This window comes from Ruegeria sp. O5 (assembly GCF_056535105.1).
Window position 1 is genome coordinate 241,179 of sequence record NZ_JBQERN010000004.1, and the last position, 16,018, is coordinate 257,196.

14 protein-coding genes are annotated in these 16,018 nt (G+C 57.5%); 2 read left to right on the top strand and 12 right to left on the bottom strand.

Annotated elements, in window-relative coordinates; translation table 11 throughout:
- Nucleotides 1–187 precede the first annotated feature (187 nt).
- The 5 genes from ACR0M3_RS08910 to ACR0M3_RS08930 all read right to left on the bottom strand — a co-directional run bounded on the left by ACR0M3_RS08910 (nucleotide 188) and on the right by ACR0M3_RS08930 (nucleotide 4,722).
- Nucleotides 188–967, bottom strand: a complete 780-nt coding sequence (locus ACR0M3_RS08910; RefSeq protein WP_480910301.1) for an SDR family oxidoreductase — start codon at nucleotides 965–967, stop codon at nucleotides 188–190.
- A 21-nt stretch (nucleotides 968–988) separates the two neighbouring features.
- Nucleotides 989–1,951 carry a calcium/sodium antiporter gene (locus ACR0M3_RS08915; RefSeq protein WP_267365434.1) on the bottom strand — a complete coding sequence of 321 codons (963 nt, stop codon included), beginning with the start codon at nucleotides 1,949–1,951 and terminating at the stop codon, nucleotides 989–991.
- 171 nt (nucleotides 1,952–2,122) lie between these two features.
- A complete protein-coding gene (locus tag ACR0M3_RS08920) occupies nucleotides 2,123–2,920 on the bottom strand; it encodes a S49 family peptidase (RefSeq protein WP_480910303.1) in 798 nt (265 codons plus the stop codon).
- 114 nt (nucleotides 2,921–3,034) lie between these two features.
- Nucleotides 3,035–3,796, bottom strand: coding sequence for an ABC transporter permease (locus ACR0M3_RS08925; protein ID WP_209598717.1), 762 nt, complete (start codon nucleotides 3,794–3,796; stop codon nucleotides 3,035–3,037).
- Nucleotides 3,793–4,722: an ABC transporter ATP-binding protein gene (locus tag ACR0M3_RS08930; protein ID WP_480910305.1), complete on the bottom strand. Its 930-nt coding sequence runs from the start codon at nucleotides 4,720–4,722 to the stop codon at nucleotides 3,793–3,795. Before ACR0M3_RS08930 ends, ACR0M3_RS08925 begins: the two co-directional genes overlap by 4 nt.
- A 170-nt stretch (nucleotides 4,723–4,892) precedes the next feature.
- Here ACR0M3_RS08930 and ACR0M3_RS08935 point away from each other — a divergent pair, with 170 nt between their 5' ends.
- Nucleotides 4,893–5,981, top strand: a complete 1,089-nt coding sequence (locus ACR0M3_RS08935) for a CaiB/BaiF CoA transferase family protein (protein ID WP_480910307.1) — start codon at nucleotides 4,893–4,895, stop codon at nucleotides 5,979–5,981.
- Nucleotides 5,982–6,062: 81 nt separating this feature from the next.
- Here ACR0M3_RS08935 and hemE read toward each other — a convergent pair whose 3' ends face one another.
- Nucleotides 6,063–7,097 carry a uroporphyrinogen decarboxylase gene (hemE, locus tag ACR0M3_RS08940; RefSeq protein WP_480486544.1) on the bottom strand — a complete coding sequence of 345 codons (1,035 nt, stop codon included), beginning with the start codon at nucleotides 7,095–7,097 and terminating at the stop codon, nucleotides 6,063–6,065.
- Between the two features lie 106 nt (nucleotides 7,098–7,203).
- Here hemE and hemC point away from each other — a divergent pair, with 106 nt between their 5' ends.
- A complete protein-coding gene (hemC, locus tag ACR0M3_RS08945) occupies nucleotides 7,204–8,169 on the top strand; it encodes a hydroxymethylbilane synthase (RefSeq protein ID WP_480486542.1) in 966 nt (321 codons plus the stop codon).
- Nucleotides 8,170–8,392: 223 nt separating this feature from the next.
- Here the strand turns inward: hemC and ACR0M3_RS08950 are convergent, their stop codons facing one another.
- Genes ACR0M3_RS08950 through ACR0M3_RS08975 form a run of 6 tightly spaced genes read right to left on the bottom strand, consistent with a single transcriptional unit; the run spans nucleotide 8,393 to nucleotide 15,979 of the window.
- The gene (locus ACR0M3_RS08950; RefSeq protein ID WP_480910309.1) at nucleotides 8,393–9,664 is read right to left on the bottom strand and encodes an aspartate aminotransferase family protein; all 1,272 of its coding nucleotides are present in this window, start codon (nucleotides 9,662–9,664) and stop codon (nucleotides 8,393–8,395) included.
- A 1-nt stretch (nucleotide 9,665) separates the two neighbouring features.
- Nucleotides 9,666–10,769 (bottom strand): mandelate racemase/muconate lactonizing enzyme family protein, encoded by a 1,104-nt coding sequence (locus tag ACR0M3_RS08955; protein ID WP_480910311.1) that lies wholly within the window; start codon nucleotides 10,767–10,769, stop codon nucleotides 9,666–9,668.
- Nucleotides 10,766–11,872 (bottom strand): mandelate racemase/muconate lactonizing enzyme family protein, encoded by a 1,107-nt coding sequence (locus tag ACR0M3_RS08960; protein WP_480910312.1) that lies wholly within the window; start codon nucleotides 11,870–11,872, stop codon nucleotides 10,766–10,768. Before ACR0M3_RS08960 ends, ACR0M3_RS08955 begins: the two co-directional genes overlap by 4 nt.
- A complete protein-coding gene (locus tag ACR0M3_RS08965; RefSeq protein WP_480910314.1) occupies nucleotides 11,869–12,447 on the bottom strand; it encodes a dimethylsulfonioproprionate lyase family protein in 579 nt (192 codons plus the stop codon). Before ACR0M3_RS08965 ends, ACR0M3_RS08960 begins: the two co-directional genes overlap by 4 nt.
- Nucleotides 12,444–13,526 (bottom strand): alcohol dehydrogenase family protein, encoded by a 1,083-nt coding sequence (locus ACR0M3_RS08970; protein ID WP_480910316.1) that lies wholly within the window; start codon nucleotides 13,524–13,526, stop codon nucleotides 12,444–12,446. Before ACR0M3_RS08970 ends, ACR0M3_RS08965 begins: the two co-directional genes overlap by 4 nt.
- Nucleotides 13,526–15,979, bottom strand: a complete 2,454-nt coding sequence (locus tag ACR0M3_RS08975; protein WP_480910318.1) for an FAD-dependent oxidoreductase — start codon at nucleotides 15,977–15,979, stop codon at nucleotides 13,526–13,528. Before ACR0M3_RS08975 ends, ACR0M3_RS08970 begins: the two co-directional genes overlap by 1 nt.
- Between the last annotated feature and the right edge of the window lie 39 nt (nucleotides 15,980–16,018).

The window sequence follows — 16,018 nt, forward strand, 5'->3', positions numbered from 1 at the left end:
CACAGCTTTAGAATTTCCCTTGTTTCATTACCACTTCATTAACATGCACAAAAAATAGGCACATTATTAAGACGCTGATTTTTAACGATATTTTTTCACACATTTAGCAAGTGTATGAAAAAAAAGACATTTTTGTAACACGCAGGTAACACAAACGTGCGCGGTGCAAAACTTGCAGCGATATTGCTTATTCAACTCCCAGAACGTCCGGTGTTTTCCACCCCAGGTGCTGACCGCCATCCACGCATATCAGTTGCCCCGTTACTGCGTGTGCATCCAGAAAATATCCCAAAGCGGCGGTGATATCCGACGGATTTGACCCGCGTTCCAGAACAGTATTCGTTCGTTGCGCCTGGAAATGCTCAGCGCTTTGACGATGCCCCTGTACCGTTGGTCCGGGTCCGATGGCATTGACCCGGATTGCAGGGGACAGCGCCTGTGCCGAGGTACGGGTCAGCGTCCATAGCCCCATTTTGGCGATGGTGTAAGACATGAACTCGGGTGTCAGCTTGCGTACACGCATGTCCACCATGTTGATGATCAGACCGGTCGCCAGGGGTTCGCCATTTTCGTCCGTGTCCGGGGCCAGCCCCTGCCCGGCCATGGCTTGGGTCAAAACGAACGGTGCGCGCAGATTGCTGTCGAGATGGCGGTCCCAGCTTTGGCGGGTCGCTGTGTGAACGCTGTCATATTCAAAGATCGAGGCGTTGTTTACCAGACAGGTGATCGGCCCACCCAGAGCCTCGGCGGCTTTGGGCAGCAGGTCCTGCACCTGTGCCTCGTCCAGCAGATCGGCCTGCAATGCCACCGACCGTCGACCCAATGCCTGGACCTCCGCCACAGTCTCGTGCGCGGGGCGTTCTGAGGACGCATAATGAACGGCGACATCATATCCACGACCCGCCAGATAAAGCGCCATGGCCCGGCCCAGACGAATACCGGCACCGGTCACTAAAGCTCGGGTCATGCTTCACCTCGTTTTGTCAGATCACACCAGCAATACAGTGACATAAAGCGCATAAAGGAAGGTCAGCACCAGCCCCCAACCGCGAGAGATATCCTGCTTGAAGACAACAAAGGGAACCAGAAGCAGTGATGCGCCCAACATGACCCAAAGGTCAAAATGCAGGAAACCGGGATCAACCGGGATACGCCCGAACCAGGTTGCGATCCCGATAATGGCCAGAAGATTGAACATGTTCGAGCCAATCACGTTGCCAAGGGCCACATCGGCCTGTCGGCGCAAAGCGGCCATCACGGTTGTCGCCAGTTCGGGTAAAGACGTTCCAACCGCAATTAGGGTCAGACCGATAACCGTTTCACTGACACCATATGTCCGGGCGATGACCGTCGCATTTTCCACCAGCAGGTGCGCCCCCATAGGAAGGCCCACAAGGCCGAGGATCAGGTAAACCGATACCTTCCAGTAAGGCATGTCAGGATCAGCTTCTTCCAGACCTTCAAGGTCGTCGTCATCGGCACAGGCTTCCCCACAGGCCTTGCGGTGCGCCTTTGCTTCACGAAACGCATTCATCAGAACCAGGCCCAAAGCCGCCAGCAGGATCAGGCCGCTGACGACGGTGAATGTTCCACAAAACGCCAACCCTATGAACAGGGCCGTCGCCATCAGCATGAATGCATAGTTCCTACGGCTGTCGCATTCGCTGGTATGGATCGTTGCCAGCATCGCAGGAAGACCAAGAACCAACAGGATGTTGGCCGTGTTTGATCCGACAACATTGCCCAGCGCAATACCCGGTGCGTGTTCCTTGACGGCACTGATAGCAATCAGCAACTCGGGCGCGGACGTGCCGAAGGCCACAATCGTAAGGCTGACGATCAAGGCCGGAACACCTAAACGCAGGCTCAGGTTCACTGCGCCACGCACCAAGGCATCGCCTGCCAGCAACAGGATCAACAGGCCAAGACCAGACAGCAGCCACGTGGTGATCAAGCCCGGCCTCCTTTTCCACAGGCACAGGGGCCTTTTCCGATGCGATAGCGACCGCATCGCGGACATTTCGCCGAACTTAGCTTCTTTTGCCCAGGAAACCGCAGCTTGCCGAACATTGCCAATACGCCCATTGCGATCAGAAATAGAGTGACAGCCTTTACGATCACGTCACAAACCGAAACGCGCGTAGGCTGCCCGCTCCTCTAACCCTGCGATAGCATCCTGCGCCAGGCTGGCACCAAACCGGGTCCAGATCGGTTTTTTCACGCCATAGCGGCGAAATTTGACCTTGTCACCGAAACGGTCCTGCACCTTTGGCTTCAGATGGGCGATGCCGTCGATAAGCCCCAGTTCCTGCGCGCGACGCGCCAGCCAGACCTCGCCCGTGAACAGGTCAGCTTCCTGATTCAGCTTGTCCCCGCGCCGATCTTTGACGTGCGCAATGAAATTCTCGTGGATATCGCCCAATAACCCTTGCAGGCGGGCTACATCCTCTTTCTTTTCCGGTGAAAACGGGTCGAGCATGGACTTCGATTTCCCGGCGGTATGGACCCGCCGCTCAAATCCCTGCCGCGCCAGAAAGACATGCGCGCCAAATCCAGCTGAGATCACACCGATCGATCCCAGTACGGAACTGTCATCGGCCCAGATCTCATCCGCTGCGGCGGCCAGCCAATACCCACCGGATGCAGCGACGTCTTCGACAAAAGCGATGACCGGCACGTCCAGTTCTTCGGACAAACGCCGAATGCGCGCACCGATCATTGAACTTTGGACAGGGGATCCGCCCGGTGAATTGATCTCAAGCGCCACGGCCGCAGGTTTTCCCTTGCGAAAGGCTTTCTCGAGAACCGGCGCAAGCGTGGCGTCGTTCAAGGACCCGCGCCCGGCCATGCCGATGGCTCCGGACAGGCGGACGATGGCCACACAGGGGTGTTTTTTGACGAACGGCAGGCTGAGCTTCATGGGTGCCGATGTAGAGTGCCGCCATCCCGTAAACAAGGGACTCTTCGAACCTTGAACGCGACGTGAACCAGATTCACACACTCGATGGGCAAAAATGCAACGCACCGGCGTGGGTTAGCTGCGAATGCGCCAGCCGGTTTTGAATATCCAGCCAATGACCGCCAGACACACCCCAGTAAAGGCTATGATGGCCAGCAAGCTCAGGGCAATGGGCACATCCGCAAGCCCGAAAAACGACCAGCGAAACCCCGAAATCAGATAGACGACCGGATTGAACAACGTGATCGTCTGCCACAGAGGCGGCAGCATCGAGATTGAATAAAACGTACCTCCAAGGAAGATAAGCGGCGTGACCACAAGCTGCGGCACCAATGACATCTGTTCAAAATTACTGGCCCATATCCCGATGATAAAACCCAGCAACGAGAAGCTGAGACATGACAGGATCAAGAACGCCGCCATGGCAAAGGGATGTTCGATCCGTATGTCGACGAAAAAGGTCGACGTGGCCAGAATGACCAACCCCACGAACAGCGCTTTGGTGGCCGCCGCACCGACATACCCAATCACGATTTCGATAAAATTCACCGGCGCCGACAACAGCTCGTAGATGGTGCCCAGAAACTTTGGGAAATAAATTCCGAAAGACGCGTTCGAGATCGAAAGCATCACCACAGACAGCATGATCAAGCCCGGGACGATGAACGCGCCGTAGGATACACCCTCGACCTCCTGAATTCGACTGCCGATGGCGGTGCCAAATACCACGAAATACAGCGAAGTGGAAAGAACCGGTGACAGGAAGCTTTGCGCCAGGGTGCGAAAGAAGCGGGCCATTTCGAACCGGTAGATTGCAGCGATTGCGGTCCAGTTCATGCCGCCTCTCCGGATACCAGATTGACAAATATCTCCTCCAGGCTCGATTGCCGTGTCTGCACATCGCGCAACACCAGTCCGGCCTGCGACACGTCATTCAACAGGGTCGTTATCCCCGTGCGATCCGCATGGGTATCGTAGGTATAGATCAGGCTATCCCCCGCGCCGTTGAGGGTCAGATTGTGGCTGGCCAAATCATCGGGAATCTTGGCGATTGGCTCGGTGAGCATGACGACAATCTGCTTTTTGCCCATCTGCGCCATAAGCGTGTCTTTGTCCTGCACCAAAAGCAACTCACCCTTGTCGATGACGCCGACGCGATCCGCGATGGCTTCTGCCTCTTCGATGTAGTGGGTGGTCAGAATGATGGTGACACCGTCCCGTTTTAGCTCGGCCACGATTTCCCACATATCCTTGCGCAGCTCGACATCCACACCCGCCGTCGGTTCATCCAGAAACAAAACACGTGGTTCATGCGCCAAGGCCTTGGCGATCAGCACGCGGCGTTTCATGCCGCCCGACAACTCCTTGATTGCGTTCTTGCGCTTTTCCCACAGCGAAAGCTTGCGCAGAATGTCCTCGATCCGGGCGTTGTCTTTGCCCAGCCCAAACAATCCGCGTGACAGCCGAACTGTGTTCCAGACCTTTTCAAACGGTTCCAGCGCGATCTCTTGCGGGACAAGCCCGATCATCCTGCGCGCTGCGCGATAATCCGACTGAATGTCGTGCCCGCCGACTGAAACCGCGCCGGATGTTGGCGTGGTTATTCCGCAGATCGTCGAGATCAGAGTGGTTTTTCCCGCCCCATTCGGCCCCAGAAGCGCAAGAATTTCGCCTTCTTCAATGTCCAGAGACACACCTTTCAGCGCCTCGAACCCATCGGCGTAGGATTTGCGCAGATCTCTGATGGATAAAATGGTCGTCATATCCGCTCCCCGTTCTGGCCCAGACCCTATCGCCCCGAACACAGGGATAACAGGCCCATTCCGCACCATGTGATGAACAACTGCCAAAAGGAAGACCGCCCGCGCCAGCAATCATCCGGCTTGCAATCCCGACACCAGCCAGCAAACTCTGCCGGAAACGGAGGGCCTTGATGCTGAACGGAATACGTGTTGTCGAACTCGAAGGTCTGGGCCCCGGCCCGTTTAGTGCCATGTTACTGGCAGATCTGGGCGCTGACGTGATAACAGTCCACCGCAAAGGGGGCGCCGCAACACCGGGTATGCCGGAACGTTCCCTGCTGGACCGGGGCAAAAGATCCATCGCACTTGATCTGAAGAACGCCAATGATCTGGATACCGCACTTCGCCTTATTGACACAGCCGATGCCCTGATCGAAGGATTCCGCCCCGGTGTGATGGAAAAACTGGGGCTCGGCCCGGATACCTGCCTGACCCGCAATCCAAAACTGGTCTATGGGCGCATGACGGGCTGGGGGCAGAATAGCCCGCTGGCCGACACGGCGGGGCATGACCTGAATTACATCGCCCTGTCCGGAGCGCTCTGGTATGCATCACGTCCCGGCCAAGCACCGCAGACCCCGCCAACTTTGGTGGGCGATATCGGCGGTGGGGCCATGTATCTTGTGGCAGGCGTTCTGGCAGGGCTCATCAATGCGCAACGCACTGGCGCAGGTACTGTCGTTGACGCGGCAATCTATGACGGCTCGGCCCATATGATGAACCTATTGATGACAATGCGCCAAACCGGCAACCTGTCTGAAACCCGGAGTCAAAGCCTGTTGGACGGTCCCCACTGGAGCAGAACCTACGCCTGCGCCTGCGGCGGCTATATTTCCGTGCAATGCCTCGAACCAAAATTCTACATGCAATTTCTAAGCTTACTGGGCCTCACAAACGATACCGAATTTCAACGGCAATACGACCCTGATCTATGGCCTTCGCTTTCACGCCGTCTGACCGATATCTTCGCCAGTCAACCTCGAGACCATTGGGAGGCCCTGTTTCAAGGAACAGATGCCTGCGTTGCCCCAGTTCTCAGCCCGGACGAAGCCCGCTCACACCCGATGAATACCCATCGCAACTGCTGGCAGGATTTTGACGGCGCATTTCAGGCCGCCGCCGCCCCACGGTTTTCAGGCCATCACTGGACCCCGAAACCCAGCCCCATGCGCGGCGAGCATACTAAAGAGATCCTCGCAGAGCTTGACAGCCTGCGCTGATCCGCACTTCATCTGGCCCAAAATATCCCGGGGGATGAATTGGCCGCAGGCCAAGAAGGGGGCTGGCCCCCTTTAACCTGCTTACTGCCCGCGCACCGTATCAATCATCAACTGAACATTCTCAGGATCGGCATCCGGCGTGATCCCATGTCCCAGGTTGAAGATGTGCGGCCCGTTCGAGAAAGCCTCGACAATCCGCCGCGTCTCATCCACCAGAGCCTGCCCACCGGTCACCATATGCGACGAGGCCAGGTTTCCCTGCACACAACCATCAACCTGTACATGTCTGGCGGCCCAATCGGGCGACACCGAGTTGTCCAGCGCGACGCAATCCACGCCCGTCGTCTTGGCAAACCCGACATACCCCTCCCCCGCCTCGCGCGGGAAACCGATCACCGGGATGCCGGGGTGACGTTCCTTGATGGCCTGCGTAATCACACGGCACGGTTCCACCGCGTATTTGCGAAACGCCTCACCTTTCAGGGAACCCGCCCAGCTGTCGAAAATCTTGACCACCTCGGCCCCGGCGTCGATCTGAGCCGACAGATACTCGATTGTTGCCGCCGTGATGCGATCCAGCAGCGCCTCGAATAAAACAGTATCGCTTTCTCGCAGAGCGTGAGCTGGTCCCTGATCGGGTGTTCCACGCCCGGCGATCATGTAGGTCGCGACTGTCCAGGGCGCGCCGGCAAACCCGATCAACGCGGTCTCAGACGGCAATTCTCGCGACAGGATCCGAACCGTTTCATAAACGGGCGACAATGTCTCATGAATCGCGTCAACCGGTTTCAGCGCATCAAACTCCGCGTGCCGCGTGATGGTCGATAAACGTGGGCCTTCACCGGTCACAAACCATAAATCCGCACCCAGCGCCTGCGGCACCAGCAGGATATCGGCAAACAGGATCGCAGCATCAAACCCATAGCGCCGGATTGGCTGCAATGTGACTTCGGCGGCCAGTTCCGGGTTATAGCATAAAGACAGAAAGTCCCCGGCCTGGGCACGGGTAGCCCGGTATTCCGGCAGATACCGGCCCGCCTGGCGCATCATCCAGATTGGCGGCACATCCTGTACTTCACCCGCCAGCGCCCGCAGCAGTTTCTTTGTCTCGGCCATTTTCGCCCCCAGTCTTCCGGTTTTCGCAACGGGTCGTCCTTCGGCGGCAATTTGTCAAGCTCAGCCCCCATTGTCAGGGCAATGTGACGCGACTAAAGCTGTGCACATGACTTTGACCCTGCCCACACCCGCATCGCCCCTCAGAATTGGCACCCGTGGTTCACCGCTGGCTCTGGCTCAGGCCTATGAAACCCGCCAACGCCTGAGCGATGCGTTTGATCTGCCCGAAGCGGCCTTTGAAATCGTCGTGATCAAAACAACCGGCGACAATCGCGCCATGATCGATGCGGATCGCCCGCTGAAGGAAATCGGCAACAAGGGCCTGTTCACCAAGGAAATCGAAGAGGCGATGTTGCGCGCCGAAATCGATATCGCCGTGCATTCAACGAAAGACATGCCTGTTGAACAGCCCCAAGGGCTGGTTCTGGACACATTCCTTCCGCGCGAGGATGTGCGTGACGCTTTCATCTCGCCGCGCCTTAACTCAATCCACGATCTGCCCGAAGGGGCTGTTGTGGGCACTTCGTCATTGCGGCGTCGGGCACAGCTGCTGAACCGGCGGCCGGATCTGAAAGTGGTCGAGTTTCGCGGGAACGTGCAGACGCGGCTGAAAAAGCTGGAAGCCGGGGTCGCGGATTGCACTTTTCTGGCCATGGCTGGCATTCGCCGTCTGGGCATGGACGAGGTTCCAGCCAGCGCCATTTCTCCGGATGACATGCTGCCCGCGATTGCACAAGGTACCATTGGCATCGAACGGCGCAGCAACGATATGCGCGCGGCCGAAATGCTTGAAGCGATTCGTCACGCGGAAACAGGATGGCGGCTGGCCGCCGAACGCACCTTGCTGGCCGCGCTGGACGGGTCTTGCGAAACTCCGATCGCTGGCCTGGCAGAGTTGGATGGAAACAACTTAAGGCTGCGCGGTGAAGTCCTGCGCCCAGATGGGTCGGAAATCGTGAACAGAGAAGTGACCGGTTCTGTCAAAGACGGGCCGGAAATGGCCCGCACGATGGCTGCGGAACTGTTGGAACAGGCGGGTCCAGGTTTTTTTGATTGGAAAAATTCAAATTAATTTAAGGCAGTGTGAACTTGATCACTGTGGCCACCGAGATTCTCGGGCATTAAAGTGACATACCGATGAGGAAGTCGGGTCAGTCTCGAAAGTATCGAAAAGTTTTCAGATTGCCGGTGATTTAATCAGTATTCGAGGGGGCGAGGCTGACCCCCGACTTCCAAAGGTAGCGGGTCGCTGTTGAACTCAACAGCGACCCGTTTACGTTGTATACATCCAACCTTCAGGAAATGGCATCAACCGCGTGACGGACGGCGATGCGTGTCTGTTCCAGATCCGCATCGGTGATCGCCAGCGACGGATAAAGCTTGCCCGGAGACTTGAAGATTCCATGGGCGCGCAGCACCGCATTATAAGTGGCGTTGCGCTGTGGATCATCGTGGTTTGCGCTGCGATAATCAAGGCACTCGGCGTTGGTGAAATAGATGTCAAACAAAGTCTCGTCACCGCAAATCCGATGCGCGATGCCCGCTTCATTTAAGGCGTCCGACTGAATCTGCTGCAAGTGTTTTCCAATTGCGCGCAAACGCTCATACGCGCCTTCACGCCGCAAAATCTCCATCGTCTTCAGCCCAGCGGCCGAGGCGACCGGATTCCCCGAGAGGGTACCCAACTGCATCAGCCAACCTTCTTCCCCGACCTTCGACTTATCGAAATGCTTCATGATCTCGACGCTGGCACCAAGCGCAGCCAGAGGGAAGCCGCCACCCGTGATCTTGCCCAAAGTGCAGATATCCGGTGTGACCCTGTATCGTTCCTGCGCCCCGCCATAAGCCAGCCGGAATCCGGTGACGATCTCATCAAAGATCAGCAACACACCATGTTGATCACACAGGGTTCGAAGGCCTTGCAAATATCCCGGCATTGGCGGAATGATCCGTTGCAAAGGCTCGACCATAATCGCGGCAACGTCGTCATTTTCATCCAGCAAAGCAGCGACGGCTTCCAGATCGTTAAAGGGCGCGATAAGCATCTGCTCGGCCACGCTGTCGGGGATACCGGCGCTGTCGGGAACAGCCTGCGGGAAATTAACTCTGCGGCTTGGGGCAAGGCTCATCTGCGCCTCGGCGCTCATACCGTGGTAACCGCCTTCAAACTTCAGGATCTTGCTGCGCCCGGTATAAGCCCGTGCCAGGCGGATCGCATACATGTCGGCTTCGCCTCCCGACGCGACAAAGCGCACCTGCTCGCAGCAGGGAACGGCGTCGATGATGGCCTCGGCCAGTTCGATTCCTTTTCTGTTATTGGCAAAAAACGTCATCCCTTTGGGCAGCTGTTCCAAAACGGCTTCCATCACTTCAGGGTGACCATGACCCAGCAGCATCGGACCCGACCCGATCAGGTAATCGACATATTCGTTGCCGTTTTCGTCCCAGACACGGCTGCCTTCACCACGGGCGATGATGATGCCCGGATCAAAGTTGCCAAACCCCCCGGCGGGTAGAACTTCGTTCGCGCGAGCAATCCATTCGGATTGTGATTGGATTTTCAGCATCTCAGTCGATCTCCAGAATTGGGGTGCCAAGGATATCGAGGTCCGGCACAACACCTAAACCCGGACCTTCGGGCGGAGCAATCCGGCCGTTTTCACGAATTGGTGCATCAGGACACAGACGCGGGGCCACGTAAGACGACAAGTCGCACGTGTTCATCAGAGAACCTTTCGGCGTCGACGCCGCAAAGTGAAGTGAAGCCGCAGTAATAATGTCAGACCCCCATGTGCATTCCGCGCATATCTCGGCACCCAGATGCACGGTCAGATCCCGTGCACGACGCATTGCCGACAATCCGCCGAATTTCGAAAGTTTAAGCGCCACCGCATCCATGCACCCCAGGTCATGCGCACGCAAAAGCGAGGCAAGATCAAAGGCACTCTCGTCGATTTTCATCGGAAGACCAGTAGCCTGACGGACAGCGGCACAGTCTTCCAGCGTTTTGCAGGGCTGTTCCAACATCACGTCCAGATGTGCCACCGCACGCCCGGTACGGGTCGCCTGCAATCGCGATGCTCCACAATTCCAGTCACCATATACCAACGGCCCGATTCCCACGGCTTCGCGCACTTTGATCAGCCGTTCGGCATCCGCCTGCCAATCTCCCTCGACGCCCAGCTTGACCTGAAACTGCCGGATTCCGGTTTGAAAAGCGGATTTGGCAATGCGCGCCATCTCGTCCGGTGCGATGCAGGTGATCGAATGATAGAGCGGCATATCCGCCTGCGTTCGCCCACCCAACACCGCATAAACCGGCAACCCTGCCGCCTGACCGAACAGGTCCCAAAGCGCGATATCGACGATCGATTTCGCGTATTGATGCCCTTGCAGAAACCCGTCCAGCTTGCGCATGGTGGCGTCTGCACCAAAAGGGGTGATCCCGAGAATTTCGGGCCCCATCTCAGCAATGGCACCTGGCACCCCGTCCGCATAGGCCGGCAGGTAATGCGGGATCGGGCAGACCTCACCCCATCCCTTGTGACCGGTGTCCGTTTCAAGGCTCAGGACATGGGATTTCACAGTGGCACAGGTCTTGCCTTCGGCCATATGGTACGTTTCGTGACTTGTCAGATCGACAGACCAGAGCGTTATCTTGTTGATTTTCAAGCGTATACTCCCACTGGATCACCTAATGTGCTTTCATCCGGATGAACGCCAAGTCCAGGCTCTTCTGGCAGGTGCAAGTGGCCATCAACATTCCGAGGCCCACGCCCCCCGGCAATATCGACCGTGATCATGTCCTGACAGGCCCATACGGCAAGGCAGTTGTCATCCGGGATGGTCGCGGCCAGATGCAATGCTTCGGTATCGGCCAGAACCGTACCGCCTGTGGCCATTACAAACATGTCTATCCCATGGGCCAGCGCGATATCCCGCATGCGTGCAGCCTTGGTCAGCCCGCCGACGCGGTTCAACTTGATTCCGAAAATCTGAGCCAGACCATCGCGGGCGATACGGGCCGCATCCTGCAAAGTCACAAGGCTTTCGTCCACTGAAACGGGTGACGGGTGAAGCCCCGAGATTGCAGCAATGTCATCCAGCGTCTCACAAGGTTGTTCGAACATGACATTCAGGTCCGCGCAGGTGCTCATCACACGCAACGCTTGCTGACGCGTCCAGCCACGATTGACATCGTAAAGAACGATTTCCCCGGGTCGCCGAATACTCTCGACATCGCGAACACGCGCGATGTCCCGTTCAACGTCACCACCGATCTTCACGGAATGGGCGATGTAGCCCCGCTGGCGGTAACGCTCTATGACCGCGCGCGTTTCGTCGACAGTTTTCGCCCCGACCGAGGACGCAATCGGGCGCGGTGTCCGCGATCCACCCCCCATCAGATCGGCAATCGGCACGCCCGCCGCCTGACCCGCGATATCCCAGCAGGCCATATCAATTGGGCTTTTGGCATAAAGGTGCCCGGGCAAGGCAAGATCCATAGCCCGTTCCACATCCAGAACCCGCCGCGGATCAAGGCCCAGAATGAACGGCGCCATCGTTTCAATCCCGGCGCGGATACCCGGACCATGCGCGGGCACATAGGTATGGCCCCATGGGGTCCCTTCACCCCAGCCAACAAACCCCGCATCGGTATCGATTTTCACGACTGTCGCGTCAAGCGTTTCGAATTTCAGCCGCCCGCCCGACAACCAATATGGATGCTCCAGTGGGAGGTCGACGTGAAATACTGTGATAGATTTGATCTTCATGCGATATCCATCCGGGGCAGATCACCCATGCCTTCACCGCGCCACAGAACATAAGTCAGGATCTGCTGATCTGTGGTGACCATGGCATGACTTTGCCAGCTTGCGTGCAAGCGTGTTTGATTGGCGCCAAGATATGTTTCGTTCCCATTGACCTTGAACAACGCACCTCCGCCAAGAATGAGGTAGAGTTCTTCGGCCTGATGGCTGTGCCAATCGTAATTCAGGCCAGCCCCCCAATATGCGATGTAGCCACGCAGGAGGGTCGAGTGAAAATGTCCGGTAGGACCGAACAGCTCATAATAGCCGTATCGGTTCAGGAAATCCGCACCAACTTCGTCTTCGGTGTAGGTATGTTTCCAATGTGCCAGATGCGCCGTCGCATTGACCGCCGCGATCAAGTCACGGGTTGGCGTGTCTTCAACAAGATCGAAGGCTGCCACCAGCCTCGTTGCGGGAATGGGTGCGGCATCCAACCCCGTCGGGGTCAGATCACCCGGCCAAGGCGCGAACGCAGCAAGGCCCGGATGCGCATGGTGCATTTGACGGGCAGCTTCGAGAACATCGTCAAGCGTCATGGCATCACCACGATGTTGCCGGTGTGCTCTTTCGCGATGAACGCGGCTTGTGCTTCTCGGAGATCCTCCAGCGCGTATGTCGCGGCAAGCGCTGGCTTGATCTCACCAGCCTCGATGTATGTTACGAGGTTCTTCATGACCTGAGGGTCAATGACGGTCGAACCGGTGAAGGTCAGGTCGCGCAGGTAGAATGTGCGCAGATCAAGTTCGACGATCGGGCCTGCAATTGCGCCCGAACAGGTATAGCGGCCACCCCGTTCCAATATGTCGATCAGGTTCGGCCAGTATGGTCCGCCCACGACATCTGCGACCACACTGATCTTTTCCACGCCCAGCGCCTCGCGCAGGTTCGCAGGAGCGCGTGGCAGAATGACGTCAGGGCCAAGCCTGGCCACGTCCGCGTGTTTGGATTCGGATGCCATCGCGATCACACGCGCGCCGCGCCGTTTGGCCAGTTGCACAAGCGCACCGCCCACACCGCCGGAAGCACCTGGAACCAAAACCGTATCCTCGCCGGTCACATTGGCACGGGTCAACATGCCTTCGGCGGTGGAGTAAGAGCAGGAAAAAGTTGCCAGTTCAGCATCCGTCAGATTCGAGGTGATTGCCACAGCATTCACCGCCAGAGTTGTCGCGTATTCGGCAAAACCACCATCCCGTTCCGAGCCGAAATAACCAGTCTTGTCCATATTGTCGGGTTCCACCGGATCGCGCAGCCAGCCATCCGTGATGACACGCTCGCCAATACGCGCCTGGTCAACACCTTCGCCGACGGAAACGATATGCCCGCAGATATCGGCCCCTTGAATTCGCGGGAAGGTGATCGGATTACCGCCCCAGGTGGGATCTTCTTCGCCAACCTCTTCAAACGCACCACCGGTCGTTGCGGCTGTGACCGTCTTGGAGTACCAACCCGACCGCGTGTTGACGTCCGTATTGTTCAGGCCACATGCCGCAACCTTGATCAGCACCTCACCCTCCGCAGGTTCAGGACGCGGCCAGTTATCGTGCCAAACTATCTGCTCTAAACCTCCATGGCCCATCGTGACCATGGCTTTCATTGTGGCGGGCAGGCTCATCAGGCGGTCTCCACTAATGCGTCTGTGCGGGGCAGCAGGCTGTCGGGATCGTAGGCGGGCTCATCCAGTACTCGGGCCGGACGCGGCTTGCCGTGAATCACGACCTCCAATTCGGTTCCCACTTTTGCTGCTTGGGGTTTGATGTATGCAAAGGCCAATATCTTACCGACCGTGTGGCCGAATGCGACCGAAGCCGTCGAGCCTATGACACGCCCGTCCAGCATCACCGCCTCGCCTCCATGGCCGTCAATTTCGCCATCCGGCTCGATTTGCAGATAGGCACATATCCATGGCAAATCGGTGTTCAACGTCTTGTCCTTGCCCAGGTAATCCTTGTCCGTTCGGGCAAAGCGCAGCACGCCAGCCTCGGCCAGAGTGACCTCGTTGGTCAGCTCACCTGCCCCTTTGAAGCCCTTCTCCATCCGCATCACGTTCATGGCGAAACTGCCATAGTCCGCAATGCCATACGCTTCGCCCGCAGCCCATAGCGCATTGTAGACATCAAGGCAGGCAGCGTTAGGCATATGCAGTTCCCAACCCAGTTCGCCCGCATAAGACATGCGAAACGCCCAGAGTTTATGACCGGCAATTGTGACCTCCTGCGCTGACAGCCAGCGGAACCCGGCATTGCTCAGATCGGTATCCGTACAGCGCGCCAGAACTTCGCGTGATCGGGGACCGTTCAGCGACAAGGCCGACCAATCAGAAGACAGCGCGGTGATTTGCACAACTTCACCCTTGCGATGATGCGCCAGATGATCAAGCAAGCGCTGTTCGAAGAACGCTGCACAGACCAGATAGAAGCGGTCTTCGGCCATGCGGACAATCGTTGTCTCTAACTCGATCCGGCCACGACGGTTCAACATATGGGTCAGCGTGATCGAGCCAACCTTTTGCGGCATCCTGTTAGCAGTCATCCGATCCAACAGGGTATAGGCATCGGGCCCCGATACTTCGACTTTGGTGAAGGCGGTGACATCCATGATGCCGACACGTTCGCGCACTGCTTTGACCTCGGCCGCAACCATGTCGTCGGCAGGAGTGCGGCGGAAGGAATAGTGATCGCGTTGTTCCACACCATCGCGGGCGAACCAGCGGGGGCGCTCAAAGCCATAGACCTCTTCATGTACCGCGCCCTTGGATTTCAGCATCTCGTACAGTGGCGACGGCTTGATCGGACGCCCTGCAAGTCGATTGAGGTGTGGAAACGGGATTTCGTGCCGCAAGCAATAATCTTCTTCCGCCTTGGTCACCTGCCAGTCTTTGGTGGCATAGCTGCCAAAGCGGCGCGGATCGAAATCCCGCATCGAGATATCGGCAGCCCCATGCACCATCCAGCGCGCCAGTTCTCGGGTCAGACCCGGGCCCCAACCGATCCCGATCTGCGTTCCGCAACAGCACCAGTAATTTCGCACACCCGGAGCAGGCCCGATCAGGGGGTTGCCGTCCGGCGGGTGCGAAATCGCCCCATGCACATCGCGTTGAATACCCAGTTCCGCAAAGATCGGCATCCGGTTCAGGCTTTCCTCTAGCCATGGCATTACCCGGTCATAATCCGCGTCGAACAACCAGTTCTCGTACTCCCACGGGCAATGATCATGCCAGACCGAGTTCGGATTCTCTTTCTCGTATATTCCGATCAGGCCACGCTGCTGCTCCATCCGGATATAACCCGAGACTTTGCGGTCATCGCGGATCACCGGCAGTTCTTTGTCCAGGTTCTGGAATTCCGGCACCGGCTCGGTCACGAAATAATGGTGTGTCATTGACGTCATGGGCAGTTGCAGCCCGGACCATTCGCCCATCTGGCGCGCGTAGGTGCCTCCTGCGTTCACCACATGCTCGCAGGTGATGGTGCCCCGTTCGGTCTCAACAATCCATTCACCGTTTGCGCCCTGCGTGATGTTCGTCGCCCGGCAACTGCGGAAGATGCGCACGCCTTTCTGGCGTGCCCCGGTTGCCATCGCCATGGTCACGTTTGTCGGGTCCACATGCCCGTCATCCGGCGTGTGCAGAGCGCCAAGAACACCTTCAAGGTTATAAAACGGATGCAGTTCGGCCACCTTCTCGGGACCGACAAGTTCGATATTGAAGCCCAGCGACCGGCCCACCGACAGCGTGTGGCGCAGCCAATCCATCTCATCCTCGGTATAAGCAAGGCGGAACGAGCCGCAGCCATGCCATGTGACAGGCTGACCTGTCTCCGCCTCAAGCAGGCCGGAATACAAACCGATGTTATAATCGACGCATTTGCCCAGACCAAAGCTTGAGGTTGAATGCGTAATCTGCCCCGCCGCATGCCATGTACTGCCGCTGGTCAGCTCGGCCTTTTCCAGCAGAACAGTCTCTTCGCCCCAGCCTTCATGGGCCAGATGGTAGGCCAGACCAACGCCCATGACGCCGCCTCCGACGATGACCACACGTGCGTGTGACGGCAGTTCATTCCCGGACATGATTTTTCCTCTTCCCGAGTCGCTTTTCTGCTCGACAGG